Source organism: Pseudomonas sp. GW823-FHT02C02 (assembly GCF_058797635.1).
This window is the reverse complement of the sequence record NZ_JBXAJV010000021.1, coordinates 77,585-94,322: the sequence shown is the minus strand read 5'-3', so window position 1 is coordinate 94,322 and position 16,738 is coordinate 77,585. Positions and strand designations below refer to the sequence as shown.

Below are 16,738 nucleotides of genomic sequence, written 5' to 3'. Positions count from 1 at the left end.
GATCACCGGAAACGTGGACAAAACAAGAACGCGACATTCCGGTTGAGGACGTTATGGGAAATACAAACAAGAACATCACCCTTGAGTTGGCGTCTTTGGTCGTCAGCCTCCGGTTGGAGGATATTCCCCCGCAGGTGTTGCGCATTGCCCGCCAGGCTGTACTCGACTGGCTGGGCGTCACCGTGGCCGGCGCCGATGATTCCGTTTCGCAGACGCTGGCCGGGCTCATGGTGTCGGAGGGCGGCCATCCTCGCTGCTCGCTGGTAGGTCAGGTTGATCGCCTTCCTGCTTCGACGGCAGCGCTGGTCAATGGTATGGCGTCCCATGCGCTTGACTACGATGACGTCAATTTTTCCATTCCGGGACATGCCACCGCGCCAGTACTGGCAGCGGCGCTGGCGCTGGGTGAAGACCTCCAGGCCAGTGGTGCACAACTGCTGGAGGCGTTTGTTGCCGGTTATGAAACCTCGTGCCGCGTCGGTCAATTGGTCGCCCCCAATCATTATGCGAAAGGTTTTCATGCGACGGCGACGATGGGCTGTTTCGGGGCGGCTGCCGCAGCATCTCGCTTGCTCGGCCTTGACGCGCAAACGACCGCGCGGGCCTTGGGCATTGCATCGACGCGTGCGGCAGGGCTGAAAGCGGCGTTCGGGTCTTCGTGCAAGGCGCTGCAGGTTGGAGAGGCTGCACGCAGTGGGCTGGTGGCTGCGATGCTGGCGCAAAGAGGCGTGGATGTTTCCGAGGATATGATCGGTCATCGCCTCGGGTTCGCACGGACGCACTCGAGCGACATGGCCGTGCATTGCGCGCTGAGAACACCCCGCTATGTAGCCGATTTTGCTGTCGAGACCACAGACGCCGCACCGGCCTATGGCTTTCATCTGGAAACCAATCTCTTCAAATATCACAACACTTGCTACGAAACCCATTCGGCCATTGAAAGTGCGCTTTACCTGGTTCGTACTGAAGCCATGAAAGTTTCCGACATCGTTGCGATTGATATTCGCGTAAACCCTCATTGCGACGACATCTGCAACATCGCCAGGCCTGCCACGCCGATGCAGGCCAGGTTTAGCCTCAAGCACACGGTGGCGATGGCGTTGCTCGGTAAAAACACCGCTGACCCCAAAGCCTTTAATGAGCTGAGCGTGGTGGATCCGCAGGTGTTGGCTTTGCAGGGGTTGGCGCAGGTGATTCTGGACCCGGCATTGCGAGTGCCGGAAACGACTGTAGGGATCACATTGCGAGACGGACGGAAACTGGAGCGCCGGCATGATTCAAGTCAGCCGGAAACGGACCTCGGCGCGCAACAAGAGCGGCTCATACAAAAGTTTCGGTCGCTGTGCGAAGGGCGTCTTCCTTTTTCCACGATTGTAGAACTGGAGCGGACGGTCGCGCGGCTGGAGTCGCTGGCTGACGTTGGAGAGCTGGTACGGCCCTTTGGAAGTCGTCGTTAATCGGGATATATGATCAGGGCGAGGTCTTCATTTCTGGTGAAGTCTGGCCGATGCCGCCTCTTGAAAATAATTCCAGTGTCCACCGCCGTCTAAAAAATGTACGTTGATGTACATTTTATGTACGGCTTGCACGCAGCCGCGTACAGTTGCCGGGACATCAGATATCAAAGAGGAAGCCAAAATGCCGCAGGCAGGAAAGACGCGAATCAAGGCGCAAGAAGCGGGTTGGCGTGGCTCCGTCAATGGCTGGCTGGACGCAGCTTACGATGCGCTGAAGGAATCCGGTGTGGACGCCGTGCGGGTGATGCCGTTGGCCAAGCGGCTGAATTTGTCGCGCACCAGTTTCTACTGGTTTTATGAAGACCGGGAGCAGTTGCTCGCGGCGCTGCTGGCGCGGTGGCGGGACAAGAACACCGGCGGCCTGATTGGCCAGTGCGAGAGTTATTCAGAAAGTATTTCCGAAGCGATCCTCAACGTTTTCGAATGCTGGTTAAACCCTGATTTGTTTGACTCGCAGTTTGAATTTGCCGTGCGCAGCTGGGCGCTGCAATCGGCTGAGGTGTCCGCCGAAATCGCGCTGGCTGATGAAGCGCGAATCAATGCCCTGGCCGCGATGTTCCGACGGTTCGGTTATGAGGTTGCGGCCGCCGACGCTCGGGCCAGAACGATCTATCTCACCCAGATCGGCTACATTTCCATGAAAACCACTGAGGATATCGTCGTGCGTTTCCGGCGAATCCCTGAGTACGTCACCGTATTTACCGGCAAAGCACCGAAGCGGCGCGAGCTCGACCGGTTTTATGGGAAATTCGGCTACGCAGAAAAAGAGCCGGGGGTTTTCGTGTCACGGGTCGACAGCTTTGAGGAGGCCACCCCCGATGCAGAATAGAACCCTGGGCATCATCGGTGGCACCGGCTGGCTGGGCCGCGCGATTGCGCAGGCGCTGCTCGATACCGGCTTCATCCGTCCTGATCGTTTGCTGGTCTCGAACCGGTCCGGCACCCACACGTTCGAACCACCGGTGCGGCTGCTGGCTGACAACCAGTTGCTGGTGGATCTCAGCGATATCGTTGTGCTGTCGATCCGGCCAGAACAATTTCGCGAACTGCGGATAAACGCCAAGGGCAAGCTCGTGATTTCCCTGATGGCCGGGGTTCCGGCGGCGGCTATTCGCGCGGCAACGGGCGCCGAAGTGGTGGTACGGGCGATGCCGAATGCGGCGGTGGAAATCAGGCAGTCGTTCACGCCTTGGTGCTGTCCTGCCAGTCTGTGCGAGCAGGACCGAGCGCTGGTGCAACGGTTGTTCGAATGCGTGGGCACGGCGGATGAAGTGCCGAATGAGGACTGTATCGATTACCTCAGCGCGCTGTCCGGCACCGGGCCTGCCTTGGCGGCGATGTTGCATCAGGCGTTGATGAATCAGGCGGTGGCGGCGGGCATCCCGGCCGCGATCGCACAACGAGCCGCACAAGGTGTGGTGGTGGGTGGCGGTCAATTACTCGCCAGCCACGATCCCCGGCAAATGATTGAAAACTTGATGGCTTATCGCGGGGTGACGGCGGCCGTGCTGCAGTCGATGGCTGATCAGGGCATCGAAGCCATGGTGGGGCGTGCCGTGCAGGAAGGCGCGCAAGTGGCTCGGCGAGGCATGTAGTCGATCGGTTTGGGCACACACTTTGCGCCCGAGGCGCCTCCTTCCGCTCAGGGAAGGAGGCTGTCGAGTCAAATATCTTTCACCAGTCGCAACGCATCATAGATCGCCGCATGGGTATTTCGAGCGGACACCGCATCACCAATCCTGAACAACTGGAAACGCCCTTGAGGGTTGGTGACGATGTGCTGTGCGTTGCCCGCGATGAGGTCGTGCTGTTCGACTGCGCCTTCATTGCTCGAATGAGGACGAAGGTCGAAATACAGGTCATCCAGGGGGATCGTGCCGTGGTTGACGACGACCTGATCGACCACGCGTTGCTTGTGGACCTTGCCGTAATCGCTGCCGAAGGTCGCAATGAGCCTGCCATCGCGTTTCTCGACCGCTTCGACCCGATAGGTGACGGTGAAGGTGACGGCCAGGTCCTGCAGGCTGCGCATGTAGGGCACCAGGTTCATCGCCATGACTTCGGGTGCAAACGACCGGTCTGGGGTGACGATCTCGACGGTCGCACCGCTTTGCGCGATGACCTCGGCCGCCTGCAGGGCGGCGTGGTCGCCAGCATCATCGAAGATCAGGACATTGTGGCCAGGCTTTACATCGCCGGAGATGATGTCCCAGGTCGAGACCACCAGGTCATTGCCCTGCGACAGCACCTCGGTATGGGGCAGGCCGCCGGTGGCAACGATTACCACGTCCGGTTCATGGGCCAATACCGTGTCGGCCTCGGCCCAGGTGTTGAAGTGGAATTTGACGCCCAGGCGCTCGCACTGGCTCATCCGCCAATCGATGATGCCGATCATTTCGCGTCGGCGCTCGCTCAGCGCCGTCAGCCGGATTTGGCCGCCAGGGCGGTCGGCCGCTTCCAGCACGGTGACATCGTGGCCGCGCTCGCCGGCCACGCGCGCCGCCTCCAGACCTGCGGGGCCGCTACCGATGACCAGGACCTTGCGCTTCACCGCCGCTTTGGGAATGTCATGGGGCATCGTGGTTTCCCGGCCGGTCGCCGGGTTGTGGATGCAATAGGCGGCGCCACCCTGATAGATCCGGTCCAGGCAGTAATTCGCACCCACGCACGGACGGATATCTTCTTCACGCTTCTCGATGATTTTGCGCACGATGTGCGGGTCGGTCATGTGCGCGCGGGTCATGCCCACCATGTCCACCTTGCCTGACGCAATGGCGTAACGCGCGGTGGCAACGTCGGGAATCTTCGCGGCGTGGAAGGTCGGAAAACCCGTGGCGGAGCGAATCTCGCCGGCGAAGTCCAGGTGCGGGGAATTGCGCATGCCCTGGATCGGGATGACGTCGGTCAGGCCCGCGTCGGTGTCGATGTGGCCGCGCACGACGTTCAGGAAGTCCACCAGCCCGCTGTCCTTGAGCATGTGTGAGACCTGCATGCCCTCGCTGGCATTGAAGCCGCCCGGCAGTTGTTCGTCACCCGTATAGCGCACACCCAGCAGGAAATCTTCGCCGACCCGCTGGCGGATGCCCCTGAGGATGTCGAACGTAAAGCGCATGCGGTTTTCCAGCGAGCCACCGTAAGGGCCTTCGAGGTCATTGGTCAGCGGTGACCAGAACTGATCCATCAGGTGCCCGTAAGCCTGTAATTCCAGGCCATCAAGCCCGGCCGCCTTCATGCGCTCGGCGGCATCCACGTAGTCCTTGATGATCCGCTCGATGTCCCAGTCTTCCATCTTCTTCGGGAAGGACCGGTGCGAAGCCTCGCGTCGGTGCGAGGGCGATACCACGGGCAACCAGTCGGCTTTGTCCCAGCGGGTACGGCGGCCCAGGTGTGTCAGCTGGATCATCACGGCCGCGCCGTGTTCATGGCATTCGTCGGTCAGGTCCTTCATCCATTTGACCACTTCGTCCTTGTAGGCGAGCACGTTGTTGAACACCGGAGGGCTGTCTCGGGACACGGCTGCGGAGCCGGCGGTCATGGTCAGGGCCACGCCGGCTTTGGCGCGTTCGACGTGGTAAGCGCGATACAACGCCTGCGGCATGCCATCGACCGGGTAGGCCGGTTCGTGCGCGGTGGTCATGATCCGGTTTTTCAGGGTCAGGTGCTTGATCTTGTAGGGTTGCAGCAAGGGATCGCTGGACATCGTGGTGCGCTCCGTAGTGGGGCTTCATCGGGCTTGGCGAGTTGAAATTAGGATAACTGTACACCTGTGTCAATCATCGTTGACACAGGTGTACATTTTTCTTGCGCGCCGCAAAACTCGTCGATAAGATCAAGCTCGAAAGGGTGCAGAGACCCCGTCGTCAGTGTTCTGGATGGATGACATGCATGGGATTGCGAGGGGCAGAAGAAGAGGGCTGCGCTGCCCGGGCTTAAAGCAGCGAAGACTGCACTGTTCACGACCGTAAGGCTGTTCAAATGAAGACAACCTGCCTATCCCACATCAATAGGAAGACGCCTGATGAACGCTCGTTCGCCGTATCGAAAAAAAGCCTGTGCCTGCCTTTTCGGCTTTGCGCTTGGAGCAAGTGCAGCGCTGGTTCAGGCTGCTGAACCAGAGCCCGTGCGCATTGGCTGGGTCAATTGGTCCGACACCGAAATCACCGTCAAACTGGCCAGCACCGCGTTGCAGGAACATCTCAAGCAACCGGTCAAACTGGTGATGGCCGACATTGGCATTCAATTCCAGGCGCTGGCCAACGGTAATATCGACCTGATCCCGATGGTGTGGCTACCGAGTACCCACAAGGCGTTTTACGACAAGTACAAGGACCGGCTGGAAGACCTCGGCGTGCTGTATGAAGGGCGGATCGGCATGGCCGTGCCCACCTCGGTGCCCATCAGTGAAGTGGCGAGCGTCGAGGATCTGAACAAACCGCAGGTCCGGGAAAAACTCGACGGCAAGATCCTCACCTCTGAAGTCGGCAATGGCCAATACAAGCTCACGGTCAAGGCCATGGAAGAATACAAGCTCGACGGGTACAAGCTGGTGGCCTCCTCGGAAACCGGCATGCTCAATGAGCTGGACCGCAACCTCAAACGTGACAAATGGTCCCTGGTCAATGCCTGGAGCCCACACTGGATGTTCTCCAAGTGGTCACTGCGTTACCTGGATGATCCCAAGCATATCTTTGGTGGCGCCGAGCAGATTCACGCCATGGCGCGCAAAGGTTTTAGCCAGCAGTACCCGGAAGTGGCGTATTTCTTCGCTCATTACTCGATCCCCCAGGCGGACCTGGAAGCGCTGATGATGCAGGCACGCCAAACCTCCTCTGACCAGGCCGTGGCCGCTTATTACGCGGCCAACAAACCGCGTTTCGAAGCGATGTTCGAGCAAGGCGGGCAGCGAGTCAGCACGCGACAGCCTTGAACACCTGAAAACACACAAGGCCGCGAAGGCGGCCTTGTTTTCATTCTCACTGCTTATACAACCGCCACCTCGTCAATGCCGCTCTTCGATCTCGACAACGGTCATGCTCCACTCCTGCCAATTCATAGAAGGCAGCGTGTCTGACTGTCCCATGAAGCTGACAAGACAACGGGCGATGAGGTCATCATCGCCCGTTTTCTTTATGCCTGGCGCGCTGCCATGGCCGAGTAGCTGTTCATCAGGTTGCGGTAGTTCGGAATGCGCTGGGACAGCAAGTTGCCCAGGCCTTCGATGTCGTTGCGCCAGTCGCCCTGCAACTCGCAGGCGACCGAGAACCAGTTCATCATTTGCGCACCGGCTTGCGTCATGCGGTTCCACGCTGCCTGTTGCACGGTGGTGTTGAAGGTGCCGGAAGAATCCGTGACCACGAACACTTCAAACCCTTCAGCCAGGGCCGACAGCGTCGGGAAGGTCACGCACACATCGGTCACGACACCGGCAATGATCAGTTGTTTGCGACCGGTCGCCTTGATCGCCTTGACGAAGTCTTCGTTGTCCCAGGCGTTGATCTGGCCAGGACGGGCAATGTAGGGCGCGTCCGGAAACATTTCCTTGAGCTCCGGGACCAGCGGACCATTTGGGCCTTGTTCGAAACTGGTGGTCAGGATGGTCGGCAGTTCGAAGAACTTGGCCACGTCAGCCAGAGCCAGCACATTGTTCTTGAACTCGTTCGGCGAGAAGTCCTGCACCAGCGAGATCAGACCGGTCTGGTGGTCGATCATCAGGACTACGGCGTCGTCTTTGTTCAGGCGGTTGTATGTGGCGTTGCTCATGATGAAATCCTTTCTCTGTAGGGGTAAGTGGCTTCGTTCAACATGGGCTCAGATTAATGATCTACAGGAAAGGGAAAAAGAGGGTGAAAACGGTTTGACTGTCAACTCGGATGGGACAATCGATCGCCAACCGGCGAAAGCGGGCATTCACCGCAGCCCCATTCAGGCAAACGCATCCTCGATAAAGGCCTCCAACGCCTTGTCTTCCAATATCTCGATGGAGAAGTGTCCGAAGCGCTTGGGCAGCCAGATGATGCGGGTCCCGGACGGAGATTGCAGGTTCGCACGGGCGAGTGGTTTTCCGTTCTCGTCTTCTGGCTGAACACCCGCGGCGATCAATTCGTCATAGGCCTTCTCGATGTCCGGTGTGGAGTAGCAGTGGCGGTAAATCATGCCTTCGCCCGCGCAATCCAGGAGCGCCTTCAGGTTCCCCGCCAGCGGTTGTACCAGCATGAATCGCTCCGCACCGATTAACGCAATCGCGTAGCGCACGTGCAGACCACCGCGTTCCCAGACAAGCGTTTTAGAGATCCTGGCTTGCAGTATCTGTGCGTAGTAAGCACAGGCTTCTTCGAGGTTCTTGACCAGTACATCGACGTGACTGAACGTCAGCTCCATTGCATTCCTCCGGTTGAACCCGTGTCCATGGTAACGACCGCTGCCTCGGCATTAGAAGAATTTTCGTGTGGCCTTGGTTGCCCGTCCATGAGGCAGCGATGCACTTGCTTCTGCTGCACTATGGCGTCGGTCTGCTCGCCTGAGCACGGCACTGAGCAAACGCTGTCCGTATAAACCGACTCCAAGCCCCGATACGATGAGAACGACAGCAACGATTTTGTTGAATGACAGGGGCTCATTGAAAATCATGACTGAACCCAGCAGTCCGAATACCGGCACCAATAACGATAACGGCGCGACGGTAGACACTGGGTATCGTTTCAGGAGTGAATTCCACACCCAGTAGCCGAACAGGGTGTTGGGGTAGACCTGGAACAGGATCGACAGGACGGCACGGTAGTCGAGTTGATTCACCAATGCGCTGTAACCCGTCGAGCCGTTGACCGCGTAATCAAGCGCGAAAAGAGGGATGGGCGAAAAAGCACTGGACCACACCAGGAAAGCAAAGACCTGAGTTGTTCTGGCTTTTTTGTTGATTACGTTGGCCGCACTCCAGGCCACCGCGCCCAGCAGCACCAGCATCAGCCCTGCCGTCGTCACTGTCCCGTCAACAATCGAGATGATGCTCAACAAGCCACAGAAGGCGATGCCCATGCCCGCCAGTTGGTAGCGGGAAATGGTCTCCTTGAATACCCATGAGCCCAGCAGAATCGTGAAAAAAGCGCTGAACTGAAGCACCAGCGAAGCGATGCCAGCGGAGAGGCCCGACTTGATACCAAGGTTGACGACGCCCCAGAGTCCTATGCCGAAGACCAGACCGTAACCCATGATGTAGCGCCACTGTACATCGGGTTTCGGAATGAAAAAGATCGCTGGAAGTGCGCAAAGCGTAAAGCGAATGCCGGCAAGAATCAGCGGGTCAACGGTGGTGAGGTCCAGTTTGATCACTGAAAAATTCACACCCCAGATGGCCGTAATCGAGATGGCGAGTAGCAGGTGCCTGGCTTTCATGCTGATCTTCCTTGATTGGTCGGTGATAGGTGACTCGTAAAAATCCACAGCGCCAAAGCCGCAGCGCTGATCAAGGCGCCAAGCACGCTTGTTGCCATCCAGCCCCAGCGCGCATAAACCAGGGTTGCGGCGACCGCCCCCAGCGCACTGCCGACCGAGTAGAAGCACATGTAGGCGCCGACCATCCGACTTTGCGCGTCGGGTCGTGCCGCAAAAATGAAGCTCTGATTGGTGACGTGCACGGCTTGCACCGCGAAGTCGAGCACGACCACGCCGAAAACCAGCGCGATCAGGGACGTCTGGGCAAAACTGATGGGCAACCAGGAAAGCGCCAGGAGCCCCAGCGAAAGGCCGGTCACGCGTTGACCCCAACCTCTATCGGCCCACTGGCCGGCTCTTCTTGCAGCCAGGGCACCGGCAACGCCCGCCAGGCCAAACAGGCCGATGGCCGTGTGTGAAAGCGACAGCGGCGGAGCGCTTAACGGCAGCACCATAGAGGTCCACAGCACTGAAAAAGCGGCAAAGATCAGCAAGGCCAACAGGCCCCTGGCCCACAAAACCGGTTCGGTCATGAACAGCTTGAAGAGCGACCGGATCAGCGCGGGGTAGGTGTCATGATTGCGTGGCAACGCCGTGGCGGGCACCACTTTCCACAGGACCGCCGCGAGGGTCAGCATCAATCCTGAGGACACGAAATAGACGGCGCGCCAGCCCGCCAGATCGGCGATCAGCCCAGAGATAAACCGCGCCAGAAGAATGCCCAGGACAACTCCGCTTGTTAGGGTCCCCACGGCCTGCCCGCGTTGTGAGGGCGTTGCGAGCGCGGCGGCATAGGCTACAAGCACCTGAACCACCACGGCGAGTAAGCCCATCACAATCATGGCGCCCAAGAGAGCCAGCCACTGCTGTGAAGCGCCGACGGCCGCCAGCGCGAGGGCAGACAGCATCACTTGAGTCAAAATCAGCCGTTTACGGTTGACCCTGTCGCCCAGCGGTACGATGAACAACAACCCCAGCGCGTATCCGGCCTGAGTGGCCGTCACCACGAACCCGATCACACCTGAAGTGACCCCCAGGCTTTCAGCCATCGAGGCGAGCAAGGGTTGGGCAAAGTAAACATTGGCGACGGCCAGCGCGCAGGTGACAGAAAACAATAACGTGAGTGACGGAGAAAGCCCCGAGGATTGGCCAGTCCTACTGCATTCTCCGGTTTCCGCAGGCGGCAATCCCGCAGGCTGCCCGGTGCTACGTTTGGCTATTGCGTTGGCATCTGCTGTCATAAGCGCCTCCATGGCGTTAAGCTGGTTGCAATTAAAAACCGGATTCGATTATTGCTGAATCAAGTTTCAAATTGCAACCAGCTTGGTCGGCAGACTTGGCAACCGTTATCCAAAAGGTAAATACGATGGTCGAAGGCACTTCACCGCAAAGCAGCGAATGCCCGGTAGCAAGAACACTTGAGGTGATTGGGGATCGCTGGTCGCTGATGATCCTTCGCGACGCCTTTGACGATATTCGCCGATTCAGCGAATTTCAGAAGAGCCTGGGCGTGGCCAAAAATATCCTGGCCTCGCGACTGAAAGCATTGGTTGAAGTCGGGGTCTTCGACGTTCGACCGGCGTCAGATGGAAGCGCCTACAAGGAGTACGTCCTGACGGACAAAGGACGTGAGATCTTTCCGGTGGTGGTCAGCATGAGGCAGTGGGGCGAACGTTTCCTGTTCCAGCCGCAGGAAACGCGTTCTGTACTGTTGGACAACGCGACCGGCCAGGCTCTGATGCCGATGGATGTTCGTTCATCAAGCGGGCAAAAACTGGGGCCTTCTGACTGCCACAGGGTGAGACTTGTCGACGGCGAGTCGTGAAACAACAGCAGTCGAGTTAGCTGCTCGAAGTTCGCTATCCGCGGTTATTGCGCAAGATGGAAAAATTCAACGCTGCCGCCACACAAAGCCACACAAGGTAGGGGAACAGGATCAAGCCTGTGATCACATCTAGCCGCATCGCCATCACCACCATCGCTGCGACCACCAGCCAGAGCAGCGTCAGGATCACCATCGCGGCGAAAATGCGGTGTGCGCCGAAAAACACCGGTGTCCACAGCGTATTCAGGGCAATTTGCGCCGCCCATAACGCCAGCACCACCTGACTTCCAGGTATCAGGGACAACCGGTAACCGGCCCAGGCGAGCAACAGATAGATAATCGACCAGGCGACGGGAAACAGCCAGTTGGGTGGCGTGAAGCTCGGTTTGACGAGTGATTCGTACCACTGGCCCGGTTTGAAAAGAAGGCCAGTACTGGCCGCCGCGCCGCAGGCTAAAAGAAAAATCAGAAAGGTCATCATCAGTCCTTCGTTGAGGTCAGCTGTGTGGGGGTTGTAAAAACCGGTCGGCCATTCATGCCGCTAGGCGCCCGGTACGCCTGGCACATCCATGTTGATCTTGCGCCAGGCGGCTTCGGACAAGCTGTACACCGAAAAGGCGATCAATCCCAGGGCCATCACCATCAAGATGACGCCGCCGGCCGGCAGGTTCTGCAGCGCATCGAGGGCCTCCTTCATTCCGGGCGGGTCCATGGCTTTATAGCGGGAGCCGCTGATGATCAGCAACAGCGCTATTTCGATGAACACGACGCCACGGGCGATAAGACCGAATCGAGACACCGGACGGACGTATCGCATGACGTCTTCGTCCGCTTCGAAATATTTCTCAAACGACGACTTCCAGCCCTTGATGATGTGAGCAATGCCTACGCCCAGAGGGATGAGCGCGACGAGGTAGACCACGACATTCGAGTGTTCCCAGGACAACAGGTGCGCCAGTAGATCCTTGGTCTGCCCACCGCCGGAATCGCCCGAGCTGCTGATGCCGCTGATGAGCAAGCCCAACGCAAAAAACGCCAGCGCGCCGTTGACCAAACCTCCTGCCAACAGTCCTGCCCGAATGACCAACCCCTTCATTTCGTGACCGTGATGATCAACGTCGCGCAGGGCTTGCAGCACTCGCCAACAGGCGAAGGCGAGCAGGCCTGCCACCACCAATCCGACTAAAACGTAACCGAAAGGCTGGCTTAACACGGCCTCCAGGCTCCTGTGACTGTCTTTGGGTTTTGTCGAATCTTGAGCCGCCAGCAGCGCGAAGATGCCAATGATCAGGTAAAGAACGCCGCGAGCGGCATAGCCTCCCCGAGCGAGTACAACAAGGCTTTGGTGCGCAGACATGAGAGCTCATTCCAGAGAAGTACTACAGGAGCAGACCTTTCAGGCGTGGAGGGGTTCGATTGAAGATAGGGTTCGACCAACCCCTCGGTCGATATTGTCAGGCAGGATTAAGCTCAGGCTGCAGATCAAGTGTTGTCATCTCAGTATCACCCGGGACAACGGGCGCCCTGAACCTTGCAGCATCACGCGCCGGTGGCATGCCGAACAGGCGTGCATATTCCCGGCTGAATTGTGATGCGCTTTCATACCCCACGGTGAAGGCAATTGAAGCAGCATCGCGAGGGTCGAACAGCAATAACCAGCGAGCCCTGAGCAGGCGCAGGCGCTTTTGATATTGAATGGGCGTCATACCTGTGATGGATTTGAAATGCCGATAAAACGCCGCAACGCTCATGTCGGTCATGGTCGCCAGTGGCTCGACGCGAAAGGGTTCGGTGTAGTGCTCACGGATCCATTGGGTGGCGCGGCGTATCTGCGCCAGACGGCCATCCGGGCGAGCAATTTCACGCAACATCGGCCCTAGCGGTCCTTGCAAGGCTCGAAACAGAATCTCCCGCTCAAGCATCGGCGCCAGTACCGCGGCTTCGTTTGGGCGGTCCATCAGCCGCATCATGCGCAACCAGGCGTCGATCATTTCAGCCTGTGCCGGCACCGCCGCAAAGCGGCTTGCGGGTGGCGGCGCGGTCGTCTTGATGTCGGTTGCCAGCAGCGTCGCGATGACGTTCGGGTCCAGGGTCAGGCTGATCGCAAGATAGGGCAAGCCTGGTCCGCCGGGGTGTATCTCACCGGTGGCGGGCACGTCCACCGGCACGAGGAAGTAAGTCATCGGCAGATACTGATAAACCTGATCGCCGATAGACAAGGTTTTCGCACCCTGGAGCACCAGGTGCAGCATCGGCTGATACACCTGGCTCGCACACGCCTCCGCCTGGACCATCGTCACACGCGGCAGCCCGGTGTCCGTCCACTTGTTTTCCGCGCGCATCACGAGGCGGCGCAGTTCTTCGATCGCAGGATTCATGCGCTGAACATGAGCCATCGCCGCGAGCAGGGCAAGCCATGCGAGAAGAATAGGCAAGCATTCGATAACAACTGGCAAACGTTTGTCCTTCGCCTGCCCGGATACTGGGGGCAAGCGGCAGGTTGCGTTCAGGCCTTCAAAACCTGATGGCAGGCAGACCTGCGATGGATCAATCAACTCAGGTAAAGGTCAGCCTCATGAAACTTGAAGGAAAAATTGCTGTTGTCACGGGCGCATCGAAAGGCATCGGCGCAGGTATTGCCAAAGCATTGGGCGCGGCAGGAGCAACGGTCGTTGTGAACTACGCGTCGAGCAAAGCCGACGCCGATGCGGTGGTCGCGCAGATTCAGGGGCAGGGCGGTAAAGCCGTCGCCATTCAGGCGGATATCAGCCAATCAGCCGATGTGGTCCGCCTGTTCGACACGGTCAAGGCGGACTTCGGGGCGCTGGATATTCTGGTGAACAATGCGGGCGTCGCGGTATTTCAAATGATCGAAGACCTCACCGAGGACGCGTTCCACCAGCAATTCAATCTGAATGTGCTCGGGTATCTCCTGGCGGTCCGAGAAGCCGTCAAGCTGCTTGGCCCCTCGGGCAGCATCATCAACATCAGCTCAATTCTCAGCACCGATCCCTACTTGGCCTCCAGCGTTTATTCGGCCACCAAGGGCGCGGTTGATACATTGACGTTTGCCTTGGCCAGAGAGCTCGGGCCGCGAGGGATCAGGGTCAACTCGATCTTGCCCGGTCACACCAATACGCCGGCGACGGAGGGCAACTTCGCCGGAGCGTTTGGTGAACAGCTGATCGCCGGTACGCCGCTTGGCCGTTTCGGTGAGCCCGAAGACATTGCGCCGCTGGCCGTTTTCCTGGCATCCGACGACTCGCATTGGGTCACCGGCGAATCCATTCGGGCATCGGGTGGTGTTCGTGGAGTGGGTTACTGAATACTGTGATGATTGCGACCGGTGCGGGGTGACAGGCACCCGCAAATGACAAAAGGGCCACCCCTCTCCGTATCACTGGATCGAGGTGGCCCCTTTCAGGCGTCACAGATTCAACAACGGCATCACTTCACATCAAAGCGATCCAGGTTCATCACCTTGGTCCACGCCGCCACGAAGTCTTTCACAAACTTCTCTTTCGCGTCACTGCTCGCGTACACCTCAGCCAGCGCCCTCAATTGCGCATGAGAGCCGAAGACCAGATCAACCCGCGTGCCGGTCCACTTCAACTCACCGGTTTTGCGATCGCGTGCTTCAAACTCCTCGTTGGTCTCTGAGGTCGGTTTCCATTCCACGCCCATGTCCAGCAGGTTCTTGAAGAAGTCATTGGTCAATGCCTCTGGCTGCTGGGTGAACACGCCGTGTTTTGTTTGCCCGACGTTGGTGTTCAACACGCGAAGACCACCCACGAGCGCGGTCATTTCTGGCGCGGTGAGCGTCAGCTGTTGCGCCTTGTCGATCAACAGATGCTCGGCCGACACGCTGTAACGGGATTTGAGGTAGTTGCGAAAGCCATCGGCGATGGGTTCGAGGAAGCCGAAAGACTCGACATCCGTCTGCTCTTGCGAGGCGTCCATCCGCCCGGGTGTGAACGGCACGGTGACGCTGTGGCCGGCATTTTTTGCGGCCTGTTCGACACCTGCATTACCCGCCAGAACGATCAAATCCGCCAGCGAGATTTTCTTGCCGCTGTTGTTGAACTCACTCTGGATGCTCTCCAGTTTCGCCAGCACGTTCGCCAGTTGCTCAGGCTGGTTGGCTTGCCAGGATTTCTGCGGCGCCAGACGCAGACGACCGCCGTTGGCGCCGCCACGTTTATCGGAGCCACGGAAGGTGGAAGCCGCTGCCCAAGCTGTTGATACCAATTGCGAGACGCTCAGGCCCGAGGCAAGCACTTTGCTCTTGAGCGCTGTGACGTCGCTGTCGTTGACCAAAGCATGGTCGATCTCTGGGATCGGGTCTTGCCACAGCAGTTCTTCGCCGGGCATTTCCGGGCCGAGGTAGCGGGAGAGGGGGCCCATGTCACGGTGGATCAGTTTGAACCAGGCACGGGCGAAGGCGTCGGCCAACTGATCCGGATTGGCCAGGAAGCGCCGCGAGATCGGTTCGTAGATCGGGTCGAATCGCAGGGCCAGGTCTGAGGTCAGCATGGTGGGATTACGCCGTTTGGACGGGTCGAAAGCATCCGGGATGGTGCCGGCGCCCGCGTTGTTTTTCGCAACCCACTGGTGCGCACCGGCCGGGCTTTTGCTCAGTTCCCAGTCGAAGCCGAACAGGTTTTCCAGGTAGTTGTTGCTCCATCGGGTGGGTGTGGTGGTCCAGGTCACTTCCAGACCGCTGGTGATGGTGTCCGGGCCTTTGCCGGTGCCGAAGCTGTTCTTCCAGCCAAGGCCTTGTGCTTCGAGGCCCGCCGCCTCAGGTTCGGCGCCTACGTTGTCGGCGGGGCCGGCGCCGTGGGTTTTGCCGAAGGCGTGGCCGCCGGCAATCAGCGCCACGGTTTCTTCGTCATTCATTGCCATGCGGCCGAAGGTTTCGCGGATGTCTATGGCGGATCTGACCGGGTCTGGCTCGCCTTCCGGGCCTTCGGGGTTGACGTAAATCAGGCCCATTTGCACGGCGGCCAGCGGGTTTTCGAGGTTGCGACCGTGTTCGGTACGGCTCTCCTCGTTTTTGCCGGGTTCGGCCACGAGTGGACCGTCACCGGGTGCTTCCACGGGAGCATTGTCGTCTTTGCCGTAGCGGGTGTCGCCGCCCAGCCATTTGTTTTCCGAGCCCCAGTAGACGTCTTCATCGGGTTCCCAAACGTCCGCACGACCACCGGAAAAACCGAAGGTCTTGAAGCCCATGGACTCCAGCGCGACGTTGCCGGTAAGGACGATCAGGTCGGCCCAGGAAATTTTGCGACCGTACTTTTGCTTGATCGGCCAGAGCAGCCTGCGTGCCTTGTCGAGGCTGACGTTGTCCGGCCAGCTGTTGAGCGGTGCAAAACGCTGTTGGCCCGAGCCGGCGCCGCCCCGACCGTCGCCTGTGCGGTACGTGCCTGCGGCGTGCCAGGCCATGCGAACGAACAGCGGTCCATAGTGACCGAAGTCCGCCGGCCACCAGTCTTGCGAATCGGTCATCAGCGCCGTCAAGTCGCGCTTGACCGCCTCAAAGTCCAGGGTCTTGAATTCTTCGGCGTAGTTGAAGCCCTCGTCCATGGGGTCGGACAGGGACGAGTGCTGGTGCAGGATCTTCAGATTCAGTTGGTTCGGCCACCAATCGCGGTTCGTCGTGCCACCGCCAGCGGCGTGATTGAACGGGCATTTCGATTCATTTGCCATGTGTGAGCTACCTTTGGTCGTGTTTCATCCGGCTATCGGCCCGGGGTGGGCGTTAGATAGCAACGAGCGAATTCAATGACATAGGCTGCAGGACCCAGAGTTGGATCAACTGATTGTCTGGACCACACGGGAATTCTGAACTGCGGCAATCGAGTTGCCTGCGCGGTGGCCCACGGGTGGCCTAGTCAAGCTTCGGACTCATTCCTGTCTCCTTATCAGCACTAAACCGGCCAGCTTGTTCCGCCAGCGCTGGATACAGGTT

15 protein-coding genes are annotated in these 16,738 nt (G+C 58.9%); 6 read left to right on the top strand and 9 right to left on the bottom strand.

Features of this window, described 5'->3' with window-relative positions; all coding sequences use genetic code 11:
• The first annotated feature begins 53 nt into the window (after positions 1-53).
• The 3 genes from AC1ROI_RS28985 (at position 54) to AC1ROI_RS28975 (ending at position 3,112) form a co-directional block, all read left to right on the top strand.
• A complete protein-coding gene (locus AC1ROI_RS28985; RefSeq protein ID WP_102594481.1) occupies positions 54-1,457 on the top strand; it encodes an MmgE/PrpD family protein in 1,404 nt (467 codons plus the stop codon).
• Positions 1,458-1,638: 181 nt separating this feature from the next.
• Positions 1,639-2,346, top strand: a complete 708-nt coding sequence (locus tag AC1ROI_RS28980; protein WP_010455399.1) for a TetR/AcrR family transcriptional regulator — start codon at positions 1,639-1,641, stop codon at positions 2,344-2,346.
• Complete coding sequence (locus AC1ROI_RS28975) at positions 2,336-3,112, top strand: pyrroline-5-carboxylate reductase family protein (RefSeq protein WP_102594480.1); 777 nt, start codon at positions 2,336-2,338, stop codon at positions 3,110-3,112. The genes AC1ROI_RS28980 and AC1ROI_RS28975 overlap by 11 nt, the downstream gene beginning before the upstream one ends.
• 68 nt (positions 3,113-3,180) lie before the next feature.
• Here the strand turns inward: AC1ROI_RS28975 and AC1ROI_RS28970 are convergent, their stop codons facing one another.
• Positions 3,181-5,217, bottom strand: coding sequence for an NADH:flavin oxidoreductase (locus tag AC1ROI_RS28970; protein ID WP_102594479.1), 2,037 nt, complete (start codon positions 5,215-5,217; stop codon positions 3,181-3,183).
• A 318-nt stretch (positions 5,218-5,535) separates the two neighbouring features.
• On the opposite strand from AC1ROI_RS28970, the gene AC1ROI_RS28965 reads away from it, so the two are divergent.
• Positions 5,536-6,444 (top strand): glycine betaine ABC transporter substrate-binding protein, encoded by a 909-nt coding sequence (locus AC1ROI_RS28965; protein WP_102594478.1) that lies wholly within the window; start codon positions 5,536-5,538, stop codon positions 6,442-6,444.
• A gap of 200 nt (positions 6,445-6,644) precedes the next feature.
• On the opposite strand, the gene ycaC is transcribed toward AC1ROI_RS28965, so the two are convergent.
• The 4 genes from ycaC to AC1ROI_RS28945 all read right to left on the bottom strand — a co-directional run bounded on the left by ycaC (position 6,645) and on the right by AC1ROI_RS28945 (position 10,186).
• On the bottom strand, positions 6,645-7,277 hold the full coding sequence (ycaC, locus tag AC1ROI_RS28960) for an isochorismate family cysteine hydrolase YcaC (RefSeq protein ID WP_077749496.1): 633 nt from the start codon (positions 7,275-7,277) through the stop codon (positions 6,645-6,647).
• Positions 7,278-7,439: 162 nt separating this feature from the next.
• Complete coding sequence (locus tag AC1ROI_RS28955) at positions 7,440-7,895, bottom strand: VOC family protein (protein WP_102594477.1); 456 nt, start codon at positions 7,893-7,895, stop codon at positions 7,440-7,442.
• 51 nt (positions 7,896-7,946) lie between these two features.
• Positions 7,947-8,906 (bottom strand): EamA family transporter, encoded by a 960-nt coding sequence (locus tag AC1ROI_RS28950; protein WP_102594476.1) that lies wholly within the window; start codon positions 8,904-8,906, stop codon positions 7,947-7,949.
• Positions 8,903-10,186 carry an MFS transporter gene (locus AC1ROI_RS28945; protein WP_102594475.1) on the bottom strand — a complete coding sequence of 428 codons (1,284 nt, stop codon included), beginning with the start codon at positions 10,184-10,186 and terminating at the stop codon, positions 8,903-8,905. The genes AC1ROI_RS28950 and AC1ROI_RS28945 overlap by 4 nt, the downstream gene beginning before the upstream one ends.
• Before the next feature lie 125 nt (positions 10,187-10,311).
• Here AC1ROI_RS28945 and AC1ROI_RS28940 point away from each other — a divergent pair, with 125 nt between their 5' ends.
• Positions 10,312-10,770 carry a winged helix-turn-helix transcriptional regulator gene (locus AC1ROI_RS28940; protein WP_083376446.1) on the top strand — a complete coding sequence of 153 codons (459 nt, stop codon included), beginning with the start codon at positions 10,312-10,314 and terminating at the stop codon, positions 10,768-10,770.
• Between the two features lie 34 nt (positions 10,771-10,804).
• On the opposite strand, the gene tspO is transcribed toward AC1ROI_RS28940, so the two are convergent.
• The 3 genes from tspO to AC1ROI_RS28925 form a co-directional block, all read right to left on the bottom strand.
• The gene (gene tspO, locus AC1ROI_RS28935) at positions 10,805-11,248 is read right to left on the bottom strand and encodes a tryptophan-rich sensory protein TspO (protein WP_083377295.1); all 444 of its coding nucleotides are present in this window, start codon (positions 11,246-11,248) and stop codon (positions 10,805-10,807) included.
• A gap of 63 nt (positions 11,249-11,311) precedes the next feature.
• Positions 11,312-12,127: a DUF1206 domain-containing protein gene (locus tag AC1ROI_RS28930; protein WP_083376447.1), complete on the bottom strand. Its 816-nt coding sequence runs from the start codon at positions 12,125-12,127 to the stop codon at positions 11,312-11,314.
• Between the two features lie 97 nt (positions 12,128-12,224).
• Positions 12,225-13,148, bottom strand: a complete 924-nt coding sequence (locus AC1ROI_RS28925; RefSeq protein ID WP_083376448.1) for an AraC family transcriptional regulator — start codon at positions 13,146-13,148, stop codon at positions 12,225-12,227.
• Between the two features lie 197 nt (positions 13,149-13,345).
• Between AC1ROI_RS28925 and AC1ROI_RS28920 the strand changes: the two genes are divergently transcribed.
• On the top strand, positions 13,346-14,095 hold the full coding sequence (locus tag AC1ROI_RS28920; protein WP_077749510.1) for a glucose 1-dehydrogenase: 750 nt from the start codon (positions 13,346-13,348) through the stop codon (positions 14,093-14,095).
• A 122-nt stretch (positions 14,096-14,217) separates the two neighbouring features.
• Here the strand turns inward: AC1ROI_RS28920 and katG are convergent, their stop codons facing one another.
• Positions 14,218-16,476 (bottom strand): catalase/peroxidase HPI, encoded by a 2,259-nt coding sequence (gene katG, locus AC1ROI_RS28915; protein ID WP_102594474.1) that lies wholly within the window; start codon positions 16,474-16,476, stop codon positions 14,218-14,220.
• Between the last annotated feature and the right edge of the window lie 262 nt (positions 16,477-16,738).